Below are 17,447 nucleotides of genomic sequence, written 5' to 3'. Positions count from 1 at the left end.
GAACCATCGCGCACACATTTGCGGCTGCGGCGCGCGCGATCGTCGAGCTTATTTAAACAGCACAACGAGGATAACTTTGTCTTCTTCAAACATGAAAAGCTCCAAGTTGCGTGGAAGATGAGCGAAAGCCTTCAACGTGGAGTCGCCCATGACGACGACTAGCACTTCATCCGCTGTCCTCTCCGCGCATGCGTTCGTCGATTCAATCGCAGTCAACGCGCATGCAGCCTATTCAGCCGGCTCCGCCTGGGGAACTTACGCCAACTCGAGTCTGATCATCGACGGCCTGCGCTATCTCGGCATCACGACGATCCGGGATTCCCTTTCGATGGACCCGTCGTCAATCCCGGTGATCGATGCGCTTGCAGCGGCCGGCGTGGCGTTCGACTTCGTCGTGGCATCCAGCCTGCCGGCCTCGGGTGCGGCAGGAATTGCCCAGTTCCTCGCTTCCCTCGATGGCTTCATCGCAGCCTATCCGAACAGCGTGATCGCAATCGAAGGTCTCAACGAGGCCAACATCCAGCCCTTCACCTACCACGGCAGTTCCTCCCTCCAGGCTGCCGCCCAATTTCAGAAGGACCTTTACACGGCCATCAGGGCCGACGCACATCTCAGCGACGTCGCGGTCTATAATCTGACGCTGGGATTGAACGACGCGAGCGGCTACGCCAAACTCGGCGATCTCTCGGAGTATTCGGACTTTTCCACCTCCCATGCCTACGTCGCGACGACGACGCCTGAGAACTACGGCATCAACTACGCCGTCGATCTTGCAGCCACCAGTTCACCCAACAACCCTTCCGTCATCACCGAGACGGGCTACACCACCCTGGCGAGCTATTCGGGCCTCGGCGTCGACCAGCTGGTGCAGGCAAAGTCCATTCTGAATTCGCTCGCCGATGCCTTCAAGAATGGCGTCACCACAACGTATCTGTATGAGTTGCTCGATCACGGCAGCAGCTCCCATCCTGAAGGCAAGTTCGGCCTCTTCAATGCGGATGGCACGCCGAAGCTGGCCGCGACTGCAATTCACAATCTGACGACGCTCCTCGCCGACGACGGTGACGAAGGCCGCACGCCCACGACGCCGCTCGGTTACAAGATCGATAACTTGCCCTCGACCGGCAACAGCATGGTCCTCGGCAAGAGCAATGGAGCCTATGAGCTGGTGGTCTGGGCCGAACCGCAGCTCTGGAACGACGCGAAAGACGTCGAAATTTCAAACCCGACGACGCAAGCTCAGGTTCATCTGAACAGCGTGCACAAAACCGTCACAGTCTATGACCCGCTGAACACCACGAAGCCGATCGCGACCTACACCAACGTGCAGGATTTCACCGTTCCGGTGAGCGATCATCCGCTCATCATCGAGATCGACGCTCCCGCTGTCCCGGCGCCGCCGCCAGCCGTGACCGATGTCACGGGCACCGCAGCCGAAATCGTGGCCGAGCTATCCGACCTCAATGCCGCCGGCACCGTCAAATCCATCACGCTGACCGACACCCATGTCCTTGCCGTGTCGACGAAAGCAACGATGGACTACATGATCTCGCACTATGGCAGCGTGCTTTCGACGATCAAGGGCGGCTATTCGTTCGCGGTGACCACCTTGGCGTCCACCTGGGGCGTCACCGAGAATTACGTTTCGACCGGCGCGCTCACGTCGACCGAGGAGACGGCCTATCGATCCGGCCTGCCGATCTATCAGCTGGTGACCTACGCCGACGGATCGACCGCCGCTTCGTCCTATGCAAACGGGGCCAAGACGACGATGACGGTCACCCATAGCGACAAGTCGAAGGACATATTCGTCTATGGAATCACGGACAAGCCGTATGTCACCGAGGTGACGCACAAATCCGCCTCGGGCGCCGTCACCGGAAAGACCTATATCGGCGCGGACGGAAGCTCGACCGACGATCATTACGACTCGTCAGGCTCGCTCGTGTCGGAAGTCAAGACGAACGCTGACGGCTCGTCGAGCAGCACGCTCTTCACTTCGGGCGTCAAGACCGCAATGTTCGTCACCAATACCGACCAGTCGAACGACAATTTCTTCTACCACATCACCGGCAAGAGCTATGTCGCGGAGGTCCAACACGTCGACGCCAGCGGCGTTGTCTCATCGGTCGTCAGAACGCACGCGGACGGAACCCTGGACTACACCGAGGCGCGCAGCCCCGACGGCACGACGACGTCGACCAGCTTCGACGCCAAGGGCGGAAAGATCGCCCAGGCGATCACGCATCTCGACGGGACGAAGGACATCTACGCGCTGAGCATCAAGCAGAAGGCCTATGTGACGGAGCACAGCGGGTTCGACGCGGCGGGTCGCCTTGTGCTGTTCGAGCGCCTGCATGCAGATGGCAGCTACGCACAGAAGGTCACGATTTCAGGCGCCATCACGACCACCCACAATTTCGACCCGGCCGGCGCGCTCTCGAGCGAAGTTGTGGCCGCCGCGAGCGGCACCAGCACGACTTCACTCTTCAGCGGCGGCCTCAAGACGAAGATGTACGTCACAAACGCCGATCACAGCCAGGACAACTACGCGTTCGACATCAAAGGTCAGCCTTACGAGAACATCATCCAGCACATCAGCGCATCAGGACAATTGACGTCGATCGTCCGCACACATGCCGATGGTACGCTCGAATACACCGAGGTCATCGACCCACAGGGCACGACGATCGGCACGCAGTACGACGGCCACGGCACGAAGCTGGCGCAGACGGTGCGCCATACGGATGGATCGTCGGTCCACGATCTGTTCAATGCCGCCGGGTCGATCACTCAGGAGATCGTCGAGAACGCGGACGGCCCCACCTCAACGTCTCTCTTCACGGACGGCGTGAAGACCAAGATGTACGTGCTGCACGCGGACAACAGCCAGGACAATTATGCCTATGGCGTCATCGGCCAGTCATACGTCAACGTCGTTCAGCACGTCGACCCCGCCGGCGAGCTCACTTCGGCGACACGCACCCATGCCGATGGCACACTCGACTACACCTTCAAGGCCGGTGCGGACGGCAGCTCGACCGCGACCTATTACGACGCTGACGGCCAGTTGGCATCCAAGGTCGTGACCCAGGACAGCGGCGCGAAGCACGTCTATACTTTCCTGTCGTCCGGCGTGCAGGACGAGACCTACAACGCTTCGGGCGTCCTGCAGAAGACCGATCTGCTCAAGGCCAATGGCACGCATGTCGAGACGGCGAACGCAGCCGGCGTAACGCTGAAGGGCGGCAACGGAAACGACCTGTTCACGGCGGCCACTTCGACCACTTTCGTCTTCAGCGGCGGCAACGATCAGATCTCCGGTTTCCATGCGGGCGCTGCTGCAAACCACGACGTCATCCAGCTATCCAAATCGTTCGCAGCCGACTTCGCGGACTTGAACATCACCCAGGCCGGAGCAAACGCAATCGTCCATCTCGGCGAGGGCGACTCGATTCTGCTCGCGCACGTCAATTCGACCAGCCTTACGCAAGACAATTTCCTGCTCGTGTAGGCTGCACGGATCGCGCAGACTGCCTCGCGATCCGGCACTTGTCGTTCTTCCGTCACTTCGCGCGCCAACAGGCGCACGAAGTGACGCCATATTCGCGTTGCAATCATGCGAGCGGAAATATAGACATTGACGGGTGAACGGCAGATCGGATGGCCCGGCCATTCGAGGCCAAGTCGGTGTCTACGTATTCAATCCAGAGATCAGCAAAGGGTGGACCAGGAAGCCTCATCCCGCAAAATTCAGCGGGGGCGCTGAATTGCCACAAAGCTCGTTTTGGTTAAGTCTGTCAGCGAGATGCTCGGCCGCACCGGGCTTGCCCAGGGCGGAAGCGGGAATAGCGTTGAAGACCGGGTGTTTGTTGTGTGGGTTGCATATGTCTCCATCAAGTCAATTTCCGAATGACGTCTGATTCCCCTCGGCTGAAGATCATCCACGTTGCCGAGACTATCCGCGGTGGGATCGCGACCTATTTTACAGAGTTGCATGCGCTTCAGTGCCAGACTTTCGGCAAGGAGAACGTGTGTTACATCGTACCGTCAGACCATCGGGCCGACCTGATCGGGATCGCAAATTCCAACATCGTCGCCTTTGACCGGTCGGGCCGGAATTTGCCCAGCCTGCTGAGGCTCGCGCTCGAGACCATGAGGCAGGTGCAGATCGCCAAGCCGGACATCGTGCACGTTCACTCGACGCTCGCCGGCCTGATCGTGCGAACGGCGTTCGTTTTCATGCGCAAACGGCCTGCCATCGTCTATTGCCCACATGGCTGGGCCTTCTCCCGCGAGGCGTCGCGCTTCACCAATGCCGTCGCCAAGATCGCGGAGCGGGTGCTCGCCAAGGTCACCGACAGAATCATCTGTATCTCGCAAAACGAGTACGCGGCGGCGCGCGACGCCGGCATCCCGGAAAAACAGCTCAGCCTTGTTCTGAGCGGAATGCGCAACGAGCGCCCAAATTTCAGCCACGGTGACGCCACTTGGAGCACATCGAAGCTCAAGGTTCTGTTCATCGGACGCCTTGATCGCCAAAAAGGATATGACTTCCTGATCGAGGCTGCGATGCAGCTCGAGACGTCCATTGACGTCAGGATGATCGGCTCCGCGGTCGTCAGCGAGGAAGGCGACCATAACATGCCGTCCAATGTCACCCTTCTGGGCTGGCTCGCGCGAACGGACATCGAGGCTCAGCTCGACCAGGCAGATCTCTGCGTTATCCCATCGCGGTGGGAAGCCTTCGGCTTCGTAGCGCTGGAGGCAATGCGCGCGCACAAGCCGATCCTGGCATTTCGCGCAGGCGCACTGCCAGAAATTATCGAGGACGGGGTGACCGGCTTGATCTGCGATCCCGCCGGAACGAAGGCACTTGTGGCAGGACTAAGGCGAGCCTCGCGTGTTGATTTGCGAGCGCTGGGAGAGGCCGGCTACCAGCGGTTCGTGTCAGAGTTCAGCATCGACGGGACACACCAAGAGCTGCTTAAAGTTTACGCAGCGGTGATCACCACGTCGCCCAAACATCTCTCCAAATCTGCCTTCTAGCGCGACGAAGTGGCTTGAATGCAACAGTGACCTTCAATGGTCCGCTGCAACCTCATCCAGACTTGGTCTCACATGGTGCGGCTGCTAAGAACTTGGAGCATGGTAAGAGTGAGATAGGACGCGCATTTTGTTGGCATCGATTCTCAAGATTTCTCCTGCGCTTGCCGTCTCTGCCATCTGCCTGGCCGGCTGCGCTGGATTTACACCGCAAGATGCCCCGAACGGAGCTTCGGTCGTCACAAATGCGGCGCTGACAGTCGCGCCCAGCCCGCCGGTGCCTTACGCGCTTCTCGCGGTGGACCCGAATATTCTGAAGTCGGCAAATTCGATCAGCGACCATGTCAGCGGCAATTTCCGCAATCTGCCTGGCGGAAACTACAAGGACATCACGATCGGCGTCGGCGATATCGTCACTGTGACCGTGTTCGAAGCCCAGTCCGGCGGCCTCTTCATTCCGCGAGAGGCCAGCGTCCGACCGGGCAACTTCGTTGACATACCTCGCCAGCAGGTCGACCAATCCGGCAACATCACCGTGCCTTATGCCGGCACCATCAAGGCTGCCGGGCTGACCGCCCGCGCAGTTGCCGACATCGTTCGCGAGCGGATCAGGAACCGCGCGATCGACCCGCAGGCCGTCGTCTCCGTCGTTGAGCAGCGCGGGAACCAGATCAGCGTGCTTGGCGAGGTCAATGCGCCGCTCAGGTTTCCAGTCGATCCGGGCGGAATTCGCGTGATGGGTGCGATCGCGCGCGCGGGCGGTCCGAAATATCCATCGTGGGAAACAAAGGTCCGGATCAAGCGAGGCGGCAAGACGTACACGGACACGATGAGTTCGATCGTGCGTCATCCCGAAGAGGACGCTTTCCTTGCGCCGGGCGACGTCGTCTATCTGTCGCGGGAACCGCGGGTGTTCATGGTGTTCGGATCGACGCCCTCGCCCGGCTCGATCGGCGGCACCAACAATCGCAGGTTCACGTTCGAAAATGACAGGATGACGTTGGCTGAAGCGATTGCGAAGGCCGGCGGCCTCGACGGCGCTCGCGCCAATTCGCCTGCGGTCTATGTTCTTCGTCTCGAGCCGCGGAATCTGCTCAAGTCCGCCGGGATCGACGTGGAGCGTTTCCCTGGCGAGATGGTTCCGACCGTGTACAACTTTGACTGGAGCAAGCCGGACGGGTTGTTCTTCGCCGACTCCTTCCAGATCCGAGATCACGATGCCATCGTGGTGTCTGAATCTCCGAGCACAGAGCTGATCAAGTTCTTCTCGCTCATGCTCGCCGGAACGGATACGGCTATTAACGTTCAGACACTGACGAGATAACAGACACCAGACTGAGTGGTATCGGGCACGCGGCGCTGCAATCCTGCAGCGCCGCGTCCGCTTCCGATATCTCTTGGGTTGTGCGCGGTCCGGCTGCCTTCATTGTGACTCAGCGGCGAGCCGGGCATTTGGCCTGGATACTGCAAGATGGCCTGAGTACGTCATAAAAAGGCGCTGGGTCCGCAGTTAAACGAATCCGATCCGCTGTTCATTTGGAGCTTGAACGTATGCGCATTCTGGTCGTCTCGGCCATGTTTCCTCCGAATGTGCTCGGCGGTGCTGAAATCTCTGCTTTCAATCTCTCTTCCTGGCTCCAGAAGCAGGGACATGAAATCGGCGTACTCACGGCTGCAAAGTCTCGCGAAGAAGAGAAGTTCGGCCAGCTGGTCGATGGTATGAGAATCTGGAGCATCTACATGCCGCGCCCATACCCTATTTACAAGCAGGGGCGTGTCGATGAAACCTACCTAAAGCCGTTGTGGCATCTGCAAGATCATCTGGATCCGAGAAATCCGCGTATCGTCGGCCGCGTGCTCGACGAGTTCAAGCCCGACTTCTGCAACGTGCATTATCTGACCGGCATCGGACACAACGTTCTGCAGGAGTTCGCCAAGCGCGATCTCCCGATGATGTACGTGATGCCGGACCTGGCGCTGTCCTGCCTGCGGCTGACGATGTTCGTCGACGGAAAGACCTGCGAAACGCAGTGCGGCGTGTGCAAACTGTCGGCGGGCGTCAAGCGCCGCGGAATTCTGTCGATGCGCAGAATTGGCTTCTGCTCTCCGTCGCGCGCCAATCTCGAGCGGAATGCAGAGTTTCAGCCGCTCAAGCGATTTCCCACCGCGCACATTCTCAACGCGAACAAGTACCCATCGCCGACAGTCCAGCGCGTCGAGTCGGAGGCGGTCCGCTTCGTCTACGCCGGACGGCTGCACGAGGCGAAGGGAATCGATGTTCTGCTGGAAGCCGCCGAGGGGCTCGTGGATCGCTGGCCGTTCACCTTCACGATCGTCGGCGGCGGCGGGCATGAGCCCGCCCTACGCAAGAGGTTTGGTCATCATTCGTGGATCAGCTTCACGGGTCACGTTCCCCTGCAGGAAGCCATCAATCATATCGCAACGAGCGACGTGCTTTGCATTCCGTCGATCTGGCTGGAGAACTCGCCGGGCGTCGTCATTCAGGCCCTCGGCGTGGGCGTTCCGGTGATCGGCAGCAATTTCGGTGGAATCCCCGAACTGGTCGAGCACGATGAAACGGGACTGCTGCTGCCTCCGGGAGACGTCCAGGCGTGGCGCGCCGGCCTCGAAAAGGTCTTGTCTGATCGCGATACGCTTCGCCGCTACCAAGCCAATGCGATGGGCCGCGCCCGCGAGTTTGATCAGGACTTTCTGGGCACGAAATACCTCAAGTTCATCGACGAGATTCGCAACTTCCGCGGGCATGCGAGCCAATGAGGTCCACGAGAATTTTGAGCGGCAAGCCTGCCCATGAACCTGCATCGTCGAATCCGGCACGCGCCGGCGTGCCGTTCTCTTCGGTGCTGCGCCGTGCCATTCCATGGTGCCTGCTGTGCGGCATCGCGATTTTCGGGGCCGACCGCGCTGCGGCCACGGAGAAAACCGTCACTCTGACGCCGGTCGCTCGCGCTACTCCGGCGGCCCCGTTGCTGATAGGATCAAACATCCATTTCGGTCTCGTACGCACTCTCGGATACGACTCCGCAACCACGGCGCTGCACGAGTTGGCGCAGATCGGGGCTGCATCGTATCGCGACTACCTGCCATGGCAGTCCTTCAGCTTTCCGCCTCAAGGGCCGGTCCTCGTCAAGTCGCAGCGGCTGATGAATTTCCTGCCCCAAACGAAGTTGAAGCCCGTCCTCAATGTCGGGGCCGCAAACTCATCCGTGCCGGGAGGCGTGCCGCCGATCTCCGACGATGCGCTTGGCGTATTCGATGCCTACCTCAAGAAAGTCGTCGAGCTGACACGGCAATACGATCCGATCTACGAGATCTGGAACGAGTGGAATATCGACATCGGGACGGGGACCCGTCTGCCGAGACTGGTCGGCGAAGGACCGGCCAGCGACCCCCGATCCGCGGCCAACTATGTCCGCGTCGCGAATTCCGGAGTTCGTGCCCTCAAGAGCGCAAATGCGCATGCTCGGGTGATCGTCGGCGCGGTGGGGGACGATATCGACTGGAAATGGACAAGGGCCATCGTTCGCGACGGCGCCCTGAACGGCGCCGATGGCCTGTCCGTTCATCTCTACAACCATTGCCTGAAACCGCAAAACAGAACCGCCAGCGAACTGATCGGCCGGGTCAAGCGTTTGCAACAGGAACTGATGCAGGACCGTGGCGGCGCCGTCACGCCGATCTACGTCACCGAATTCAGCTGGCCGACCTCTAATGAACCGTGCGGAGTCATGCCCCTGGTTGCTGGCAACAATTTCGCTCAATTCATCATGCAGAGCGCCGTCATACCTTGGATCAAGGGCATTTGGGTGCATGAATTGAAGAACATCGGTTCCAGTCCGACAGACAGAGAAAACAATTTCGGGCTATTCACGTTCAACGACGAGCCGAAGCCGGCCGCTTGCTTCGTGCGGGAAGCAACGGATCTGGTTCGCTCGGCCGATCACGTCGACATCCAGGAACCGCTCCCGGACGTCTTCGTTTTCAGGGCGCGGCGCGGCGCGCGGCAAAGCGTCGTTCTCTGGTCCTCGGGCTCGACCGTGCGGGCACGATACGCCCTGACGAACCTGCCTGACGCATCGGGACGGCGGATGTGCGACGAGACCGCGCCGGCCGCGGGCCCTCAAGGCGATGTGGAGCCGACTCCGATCGTCTACGACGTCGATGCGTCCGTACCGATCACCATTCGGGTGCTCAACTGATGTTGTCGCGAAACCGACCTCAGCTCGTTCCTGGCACGATCAAAGTCAAGCGAAGCAATGCCCAGTGAACTCACCATTCCCCTGTTTGCAATACATCACCACAAGATCGGCGGCACTGAATCGGCGATCTACAACCTCATTCACGGGCTCGACAAGGCGAAGGCCGCGCTGACGCTCGCGTTTTCCGATCCGGGCCGCCTGTCGCCCGAGTTTCTGCGGTGGATGGCGAAAAACCCTGCAATCGCGCAGCAGCGGCAATACCCGCTTCCTGGCAAGAACAGCCGCTTCGCCGAAGAATTTCTGTTCGAATGGCGAAGGTCCGGGAACGGCTGGGCGGTCTATCCGAACTATTTCCTTCCGCCGCGGCGCCCCGGCAGCCGCGCGAGGTCGGCCGTGATCCTCCACGACATTCAGTACAAGGTGCTGCCGCAGTACCATTCCAGCAAGAGGAAGGCTTGGCTCGACTTCTATCTTCCCCGCATGTTTCAGACGGCGGACCTCGTATTCCTGATCTCCAATTCCGAGAAGGAATACGTTCGACGCCATTTCGGAGACGCGGCGGCCAACAAGTGCAAGGTCATCTACAACGCCATCGAGTGGGCCAGGCTCGAACAGGGCGAAGTCGGCGAGGCAACCCGCAAGCTCGCGGGCCGGCCTTACATCCTCACCGTCAGCCATCCATTCCCGCACAAGAACCTGGGAGTCCTTATCAAGGCTTTCGATCGGGCGGCCCAATCGAATTCTGAGATCGAATTGTATCTCGCCGGTAAGGCCTCGGACGAGAAGATGCGCCTGATACGCGAGAACGCGAGTGAGAAGACCGCGGCCCGCATCGTGATGACGGGTATATTGTCGGATGCAGATCTCGGCGAACTCTACCGAAACGCAAGGCTCTTCGTGTTGCCCTCTCTCTACGAGGGCTTCGGCATGCCGGCAGCGGAGGCGATGGGCTTCGGCGTCCCGACGCTCGTCAGCGGCGTGACATCGCTTCCCGAAGCAACCCTGGGCAAGGCGGAATACGTCGCCGATCCGACCAATGTCGACGCGTGGGCGGAACAGATGATCGCACGTTTGAATTCCGGCAAACGTCTGTCCACAGAGACCGTCGCCGAAGTCCGAGAGGCGTTCGCACCTCACAGAGTTGCGCAATCGCTTCTCCAAAATCTGGATTAGTGCATGTTCCTCATGCAGATTCTCGCTGAAAATAGAGGCTCTCCGGCTGAGTTTGTGACGGGGGTCATTCGGAAAGTTATGGTATGACCGCATCAAGACCGAGAAGAGCCGCCGAGCACATCCGGGAAAATCGGAATCCATGCAAAGGATCAGCAGCAGTTGTGACGTCACACCGAGGCGGCAATCCCACCATGGACGCGGCTTGTCATAGCGAGCACGTTTTTGCATGGCTAAGCCTTCAACTCTGCAGGAATCTCGCCCGATGAGCAGTTCTGGCAAGCTCCAGGCGGTCATCGTCAACTTCAGAACCGCTCGACTGACCATTCGCTGCGTAAAGTCGATGCTCGACCATGGCGTGGTGGATTCGGACGACGTGCTGGTCGTGGACAACTGTTCCGGCGACAACTCGATCGACGAAGTACGCAAGGCCCTGCCCGACATTCGAACGGTCGTCGCCGACCACAATGGCGGTTTTGGAGCCGGCGTGAATCTGGGCGTTGCGAAAACCACCGCCGATTATCTTCTCGTCCTGAATCCTGACACCTATTTCGAGTTCAACAGCGTCGCTCGCGTTGTTGACTTCATGGAGCGGAATCCCGAAACCGCCCTGGTCGGGCTTGACCTCGTCAATCCCGACGGAAGCCGGCAATTCTCGGCCCGGCGCTTCTACTCGGTGTTCGACGTTCTTGCCCGGCGCGTGGACTGGATCGGAGCCTTGGTGCCCGGGCGCACCGAAAAGCACCTGATGAAGGACGCCTGGGAGAGCGGAAAGCCGTTCGATGCGGAATGGGTGATGGGGACGGGTTTTGTCGTCCGGCGCACCGCATATGAGCAGATCCAGGGAATGGACGAGAGCTATTTCCTGTACATGGAGGACGTCGACCTCTGCGCTCGCCTCTGGCGGGCGGGACACACGATCAAAGGCATCCCCGGAGCCAAGCTCGTTCACGACCATCAGCGGTCGAGCGCCGCCGGTCCTCTCACATTCGCAGGAAGGACGCACATTCGCAGCCTCCTTCTGTTCAAGTCGCGCTTTGCCGTGCCGCTGTTCCGGCCCCCTGGCGTGGACAGGATCACCAAGCGTACGGGCTGAGCTTCAGGCATCGGCATTCTCACGCTGCGACTTGACGAGGGAAGTCATCTTTCATGAAGCCCGAACTTCCGAGAGAAACTAAGGTGCCAAGGCAAGGACAACTGCTGCAGTTGAACTGGATCCGTGGCATCGCGGCACTGCTCGTCGTGGCCTATCACTGCGAGGTGACTATGCTGATGCCGAAATATTTCGGCGTCGGCACGTTTCCATTGTTCAAGGCGGGCCATTCGGGCGTTCAGCTGTTTTTCGTCCTGAGCGGATTCGTCATTTACCTGGCGCATCATCGCGATCTCGAAGGTAACGGCGGCGCCATCGCCCGGTTCGCGACAAAGCGCTTTCGCCGCCTCTATCCGTCGCTTTGGATCGTGCTCGTTCCCCTGATCATCCTGTCATTCCTCGGCTTTTCCACGAAAGTGCCGAGCGGCAGCGACGTCATCCTGTCGCTGCTGATCCTGCCCGTGAAGGAAGAGGTCATCCTGGCTACGGAGTGGACACTTCGCCACGAAATTCTCTTCTACGCGATGTTCGCCGTCTTCCTGTGGAACCGAAAAATCGGATTCGCCCTTCTGATCGCCTGGGGCCTTGCCGGCCTGCCGCTCGCTCTGATCGACGGAAAAGGCTGGTTGATCGATTTCATCTTCAGCAACAACCACCTGCTCTTCCTGGCAGGGGTCGGCATTGCGTGGCTCTATGTTCGCGGCCATTCCGCTGGCGGCCCGTATTTCCTTTTCGCCGGCCTGATCGTCTTCACCGTCACGTTCTACTTTGGAATCTCGAAGCAGATTCCCGCAAAGGCCGAGCTTCTGCTGTTCGGGCTTGGCGCGGCGGGAATCATCCACGGCGTGTGCTCGATGCCATACCTGAACCGGCGAATTGCCCCGCTGGAGGAGGCAGGAGCGGCGTCATATGCGCTCTATCTCATCCATTATCCACTGATCTCGCTGCTCGTGAAGATCGCGGTCAAAGTCGACCAATCGATCGCGATACCGCACGCCGTGTATTTTGTGGCGATCCTGGTCATCTGCCAGCTGGCGGCCTTTGCTTTCCATCGCCTGATCGAAGCCCCCCTGCTGAATGCCCGTACGATGCAGAACCTGTTTGCCCCCCCCAGGACCGCGACGGTCGCCTCGAACTACCAGGGACGAGCTCCGGCACCGTCTTCTGACTAGTCGTCGCTGCCATTTACCTTGGTGTAGTTCAGATCGCGATTGCTGCCTCAGGCTGTTCGCCGCGCGCCCGTGGCATGAGACGCGACTATATCGAATTCAGCAGCGCAAGAGCCGAGGCGGTCCAGGTATATTGTGTCAACCGGCCGGCCTGACGTTGTCGCTCGACCGCAGACAGCGGTCCCTTCTCGATCCGCTCGAGCATCAGACGCGACAACTGGCCTGCATCGGTCGGACTGCAATATTCGGCCGCGTCACCGCAGATTTCGCGTAGCACGGCGATGTCCGAAGCGATCACCGGGCAGCCGAATAGCATCGCCTCGAGCGGCGGCACGCCGAAGCCTTCATAGAAGCTTGGAAAGATCAATGCCGCCGCGTGCTGATACAGTGCGGCGATCGCCTCATCGGAGATCTGCCCGACACGCACCACTCGTTCATCGGCGATCTGATCGGAGTGCCGGAATACGCGCTCATCCTCCGCGCCGACGATTACGAGCCGATGGGATACCGGGATCGACTTGATCGCGTCGGTTGCGAGCCGGATATTCTTGTTCTTTTTCGTCGACCCGATCGCCAGGAAATACTTGCCCGGCCCGAGCTCGAACCGCTCGAGTATCGAAGAGTCCGGTTTGACCCCGGCCAGATGTTCCGCACTGTTCGAGCAGACCGTGATGGCATCAGATGGGATACCGAGGACAGCCGAGAGCTCGCTCCGGGAGAACCTTGATACGGTGATGAGGTTCGCGGTCCTCGCGTAGAGCCGTCCAAGGCCGCGATGGAAGGACGCATAGTTGCGGCTGAAAAACTCGGGATGGCGAAAGACCTGCGCATCATGAATCACGATATGATGCCGACGATGGAGCACGGGCCCGGAATTGGCGAGGCTGATGAGCGTACCGTGACGCGCCGCCATTGCGAGATCGATCTGGTCCCAGACATGTCCGGTTCGCGTTCCGACCCTTTCGATACGGATGTGCTTCAGCGCCAGACGTTCCTCGGCATTCGAAGGCACCAGGAGGGTCCAGCTTGCATCGCTCAGCCGAGCAGGCAGTTGCTGCCGATCGATCAATTGATCGATTGCCCTGACGATTTCCGCGGCAAATCGCTGAACACCACTCAGCGATTGTGAGAGAAACCGTCCGTTCAGGAAGACCTCAGCCATGTTTCGATGACTTCGCGGGCTTACGCCAGGGTCGAACGGCTGAGAACCATGAGGGACCATCCGCCCACAAGTCGAACCGTGGCATCGGGAGCGGCACGAAACGCCAATCGCCGGGGCCATGCGGCCAACCGCTTCTTCCAGGTCTTGTACGATTGGTCGATGGCCCAGGCCGTATAGAAGCTGTCGATTGTCTCCAGGCCGGATTCCGCGATCATCGACAACGCGCTGTCCCGGGAGAAATAATGGATATGCCCCAGCGAGCGACGCGCTTCGGGCAACACCCAACCGCGCCCGACCGCAAGAGCATTCATGTCGAGCGGAATGTGGATGACCTGCCAACGAGACATCGTCCGCATCGCCCTGAGGAATTCAAAGGGGTTTTCCACGTGCTCCACCACGTCAATTGCCATGGCCACGTCGAACTGCTTCCCACATTGGAAAGCATTCTCCATGCTGAAGCTCAGGTTTTCCGACGCCCGTTTGCGCGACAGGTCGTGAGCGTAGGGCGAGACCTCAAATCCTTCCATTCTCGATTGCGGGTAGTGCTTGGAGAGAGCTCCAACAATCGCACCCGTCCCGCAGCCTATGTCGGCAAGCGTCCTCCACTGGATGTGGTTACGCTGCAAAATCGTCCGGATATGCGCAGCCTTCCACGGCGCGTCGTCCTCGTGCCATTCCGGATTGTCGACCGCGTAGTCGTCCTGCCTGTACCTGCTTGTTGCGCCGGCCACCGGCTGCTCTGTCGAGGTGGAATTCATGCCGGTTGCGTCCTCACTTTTTCGTAGAAGGCAACAACTCGCCGCCCCAAAGTGTCCTGATTGAATTCATGCATGGCTGCGTCAGCGCTGTCCTTATACGCGTCGAGACGCTCCGGATGATCAAGTATTCCTTCTATCGCCGCGCTCCAGGCTCTTACATCGCCGGCCTCCACAAGAACACCGTTTTTCTCATGTGTCACGAGCTCCGGTATTCCGCCCGCGTTGCTTCCCATGACAGGAAGGCCGCGCCCGAGAGCCTCGATGATCACGCCGGGCGAGTTTTCGAACCATATCGACGGCACGAGAAGGAGGTCGCTTTGCGTCATCCGGTTGCTGACTTCCTGCACCGAGACATGCCCGGTGAATTCGACCCAGCGATGATGGCCAAAGCGCCGCTTGAGATCGTCTTCGCTGGGGCCGGTCCCCACCAGCGTCAGCTTGAACTCATGGCGCGCCGCCAGCGGCTCGATGGCCTGGAGCAGAACATACAGCCCCTTCGATTCATGCAGGCGCCCGACATACAGGAAGCGGACGGTCCTGGACGCGCTTCTCTCGACCGTCGGGCTCGGCGGTTTGTTGGGATTCAGGATATGGGCCTGGGCCCAGCCCTGGAGCGGTTGCAGCGCCGACAAACGGCGAAGAATGGCGAGCGAAGGCGACACGAATCCCAATCGTGGAACGGAGCGGAGAAACGCGAGTTTCGCTTTGGACGAAAACGCGCAGGGCGCGCATAGACGTTCGCATTCCCGGCCCGCCTTGAACATCGCCATCCTCACACAAGCGAGGCTAAGATCGTGCAGCGTGACGACGACGGGGATGTTTTTCGCACCGATCACGCGAAGGGCATTCCAACCGACGCCTTGCAGGACGTGGATATTGACCAGATCGGGACTAAACTCATCGAGCACCTGACGCATGATCCGTTCGTTACGGGGATCAAAATGGTCTTGAAGGTGCCAGACCGACTTCTGTAAACCGGATTTCTGAGCCGCTTCAAACACGGTGTACGGCCGAGGCATATGAAAGCGCCAGACTTTGAGACCGTCAACGATCGCCCCCCTCACCTCATCCGCGGGCGTCGGTGCTGTGGTCAGGACGGCAACCTCATGGCCGTTTGCATGGAGCCACGCCGCCAGATTGCGCGCAGAGATTTCGGCTCCGCCTTGGACAAAGGGCGGGAAGAAGGCTGAAACGAAGAGAATCCGCATGTACGTTCATTACCTGACACAATAGAGGCGAAGATGGTCCGAGCTGCGAAAATTGGGTTGGCGGTTGCATTCATCGCAGCAGGTCTGCTCTTCAGCAAAATCTATGCTGCCAATCAAACGACATCCTTCTGGGTTGGCAAGCAACCGTTGCCCGAACGGGCCGAGCGGCCGATCATCGGACTTGGCGTGCACTTCGGGATAGGGGGAGAATATGGCTATTCTCCTCAAAAGTCTGCGCAGGTGTTGCGTTCCGATGGCTTCGATTCAGTCAGGGACGATCTTGCCTGGAGCCTGTTTCGGGCCGCGCCGGCGGCCGGCGGTGCCACAACGCCAGTAGCCCGAGAGCCAGCCAAGCTGTTTGATTTTCTCGACCAGACCCAGGCAAGGCCATTGCTCATCCTGGGTCACCCAAATCCGCTCGTTCCTGACGGCCAGCCTCCGCTGACCGACGTGGGCCGAAAGAACTTCAGCGACTTTGCGGCGAAGGCCGTTCTGGCGACCGCCAAGCGCAATCCGATTTACGAGATCTGGAACGAATGGAATATGAACGCCGTGCTGGGGCGCCCTTTCCTGATCGGCGAAGGCGATCCGAGCGATCCGCGCGCGGCGGCCAATTACTCCGCCCTCGCGAAGGAAGCGGTCGCCAAAATACGCAGCGTGGCGCCTCAGGCACAGGTGCTGGTCGGGGCGGTCGGAATGGACCCGGACTGGAAATGGACCATGGCGCTCGTTCGGTCCGGAGCACTGGAAGGTGCCAACGGCTTGTCCGTTCACCTCTACAACCATTGCGAGCGCGAGGCGTCCAACCGGACCGCCGAGGCTGCGATACGTCAAGTCAGCACCCTGCGGAAATTGCTGGACGCGGCCGGATCGAACCTCCCCATCTACGTCACGGAGGTCGGATGGCCGACGACGTCGAAGATGTGCCCCATTTCCACGCAAACGGCCGCGAACAACATCGCGCAATTCCTGCTCTGGGCGGCGGCCACGCCTTGGATAAAGGGGACCTGGATCTACCAAATGAAGGATCAAGGTCAGGATCCCGCCGCGCTCGAAGACAATTTCGGCCTGTACGACTACGCGTTGGCGCCAAAACCTGCTGCATGCGCGACCCGCGAGGCCATTCGTGTCATCAAGGGCGCGGGCCCGATGAGGCTCGAGCAACCCTTCCCCGGGCTATTCGTGATCGAGACAACGACGCCGGCAGGAAAACAGCTGATCGCCTGGACCTCGCAAGACAACTCCTCGGCGACGTTCGAACTTCCTGGCGGTACGGAGGCGGAATTCGCGCCATTGTGCCAGCAGGGAGCAAGGTCGAACACGATACGGCTGGGGCCGACCCCGGTCGTCATCAATTTGCCGACGAAAGCCCCATTCGAGCTCAAGGCCACATTGGATCGCTGATCCCGGTCGGCAGATTCCCAGCCACACCCGGCGTGCCGCGCCAACCGCGGCACGCCGGGGAGAAAATGGTTCTACACGATAACGGTGCGAGATGCGGCCCCACGGCAAGCTACGTCGGAGCCGAAGCCAGCTGATTGCGACGGCATGAATGCGATCGGTGGCACGATCCCACTTGCCGCGGGTAGCGATTGCCCTTCACCGGCCGTTGGCCGGCGAC

12 protein-coding genes are annotated in these 17,447 nt (G+C 59.9%); 9 read left to right on the top strand and 3 right to left on the bottom strand.

Annotated elements, in window-relative coordinates:
* The first annotated feature begins 148 nt into the window (after positions 1-148).
* From QSV46_RS28775 to QSV46_RS28740, 8 genes are all read left to right on the top strand, one after another.
* Positions 149-3,514 carry an RHS repeat protein gene (locus QSV46_RS28775; RefSeq protein ID WP_314959481.1) on the top strand — a complete coding sequence of 1,122 codons (3,366 nt, stop codon included), beginning with the start codon at positions 149-151 and terminating at the stop codon, positions 3,512-3,514.
* A gap of 479 nt (positions 3,515-3,993) precedes the next feature.
* Positions 3,994-5,049, top strand: a complete 1,056-nt coding sequence (locus QSV46_RS28770) for a glycosyltransferase (RefSeq protein ID WP_314959478.1) — start codon at positions 3,994-3,996, stop codon at positions 5,047-5,049.
* Positions 5,050-5,176: 127 nt separating this feature from the next.
* Complete coding sequence (locus tag QSV46_RS28765) at positions 5,177-6,370, top strand: polysaccharide biosynthesis/export family protein (protein WP_314959475.1); 1,194 nt, start codon at positions 5,177-5,179, stop codon at positions 6,368-6,370.
* 227 nt (positions 6,371-6,597) lie between these two features.
* The gene (locus QSV46_RS28760; RefSeq protein WP_314959473.1) at positions 6,598-7,824 is read left to right on the top strand and encodes a glycosyltransferase; all 1,227 of its coding nucleotides are present in this window, start codon (positions 6,598-6,600) and stop codon (positions 7,822-7,824) included.
* A 14-nt stretch (positions 7,825-7,838) separates the two neighbouring features.
* Positions 7,839-9,266: a hypothetical protein gene (locus QSV46_RS28755; protein WP_314959470.1), complete on the top strand. Its 1,428-nt coding sequence runs from the start codon at positions 7,839-7,841 to the stop codon at positions 9,264-9,266.
* A gap of 57 nt (positions 9,267-9,323) precedes the next feature.
* The gene (locus QSV46_RS28750; protein WP_314959468.1) at positions 9,324-10,439 is read left to right on the top strand and encodes a glycosyltransferase family 1 protein; all 1,116 of its coding nucleotides are present in this window, start codon (positions 9,324-9,326) and stop codon (positions 10,437-10,439) included.
* A gap of 226 nt (positions 10,440-10,665) precedes the next feature.
* A complete protein-coding gene (locus tag QSV46_RS28745; protein WP_314959466.1) occupies positions 10,666-11,532 on the top strand; it encodes a glycosyltransferase family 2 protein in 867 nt (288 codons plus the stop codon).
* Between the two features lie 53 nt (positions 11,533-11,585).
* Positions 11,586-12,701, top strand: a complete 1,116-nt coding sequence (locus QSV46_RS28740; protein WP_314959465.1) for an acyltransferase — start codon at positions 11,586-11,588, stop codon at positions 12,699-12,701.
* A gap of 85 nt (positions 12,702-12,786) precedes the next feature.
* On the opposite strand, the gene QSV46_RS28735 is transcribed toward QSV46_RS28740, so the two are convergent.
* The 3 genes from QSV46_RS28735 to QSV46_RS28725 are packed head-to-tail and all read right to left on the bottom strand — an operon-like array spanning position 12,787 to position 15,826.
* Complete coding sequence (locus tag QSV46_RS28735) at positions 12,787-13,860, bottom strand: glycosyltransferase family 1 protein (protein ID WP_314959463.1); 1,074 nt, start codon at positions 13,858-13,860, stop codon at positions 12,787-12,789.
* A 20-nt stretch (positions 13,861-13,880) separates the two neighbouring features.
* On the bottom strand, positions 13,881-14,618 hold the full coding sequence (locus QSV46_RS28730) for a class I SAM-dependent methyltransferase (protein WP_314959461.1): 738 nt from the start codon (positions 14,616-14,618) through the stop codon (positions 13,881-13,883).
* The gene (locus tag QSV46_RS28725) at positions 14,615-15,826 is read right to left on the bottom strand and encodes a glycosyltransferase family 4 protein (RefSeq protein ID WP_314959458.1); all 1,212 of its coding nucleotides are present in this window, start codon (positions 15,824-15,826) and stop codon (positions 14,615-14,617) included. The genes QSV46_RS28730 and QSV46_RS28725 overlap by 4 nt, the downstream gene beginning before the upstream one ends.
* Before the next feature lie 57 nt (positions 15,827-15,883).
* Between QSV46_RS28725 and QSV46_RS28720 the strand changes: the two genes are divergently transcribed.
* Complete coding sequence (locus QSV46_RS28720) at positions 15,884-17,230, top strand: cellulase family glycosylhydrolase (RefSeq protein ID WP_314959455.1); 1,347 nt, start codon at positions 15,884-15,886, stop codon at positions 17,228-17,230.
* Positions 17,231-17,447 lie beyond the last annotated feature (217 nt).

Origin of the sequence: Bradyrhizobium cosmicum (genome assembly GCF_032290525.1) — a bacterium.
In the GTDB taxonomy this organism is placed as follows: Bacteria; Pseudomonadota; Alphaproteobacteria; order Rhizobiales; family Xanthobacteraceae; genus Bradyrhizobium; species Bradyrhizobium cosmicum_A.
Note: the sequence above shows the minus strand (reverse complement) of the source record. Positions and strands in the feature narration are given on the sequence as shown.

What these genes read in the sequence shown, in the direction of transcription:
- QSV46_RS28775 (WP_314959481.1), top strand. Translation starts at nt 149, where the DNA reads ATGACGACGACTAGCACTTCATCCGCTGTCCTCTCCGCGCATGCGTTC.
- QSV46_RS28730 (WP_314959461.1), bottom strand. Translation starts at nt 14,618, where the DNA reads ATGAATTCCACCTCGACAGAGCAGCCGGTGGCCGGCGCAACAAGCAGG.
- QSV46_RS28735 (WP_314959463.1), bottom strand. Translation starts at nt 13,860, where the DNA reads ATGGCTGAGGTCTTCCTGAACGGACGGTTTCTCTCACAATCGCTGAGT.
- QSV46_RS28725 (WP_314959458.1), bottom strand. Translation starts at nt 15,826, where the DNA reads ATGCGGATTCTCTTCGTTTCAGCCTTCTTCCCGCCCTTTGTCCAAGGC.
- QSV46_RS28745 (WP_314959466.1), top strand. Translation starts at nt 10,666, where the DNA reads ATGGCTAAGCCTTCAACTCTGCAGGAATCTCGCCCGATGAGCAGTTCT.
- QSV46_RS28740 (WP_314959465.1), top strand. Translation starts at nt 11,586, where the DNA reads ATGAAGCCCGAACTTCCGAGAGAAACTAAGGTGCCAAGGCAAGGACAA.
- QSV46_RS28760 (WP_314959473.1), top strand. Translation starts at nt 6,598, where the DNA reads ATGCGCATTCTGGTCGTCTCGGCCATGTTTCCTCCGAATGTGCTCGGC.
- QSV46_RS28750 (WP_314959468.1), top strand. Translation starts at nt 9,324, where the DNA reads ATGCCCAGTGAACTCACCATTCCCCTGTTTGCAATACATCACCACAAG.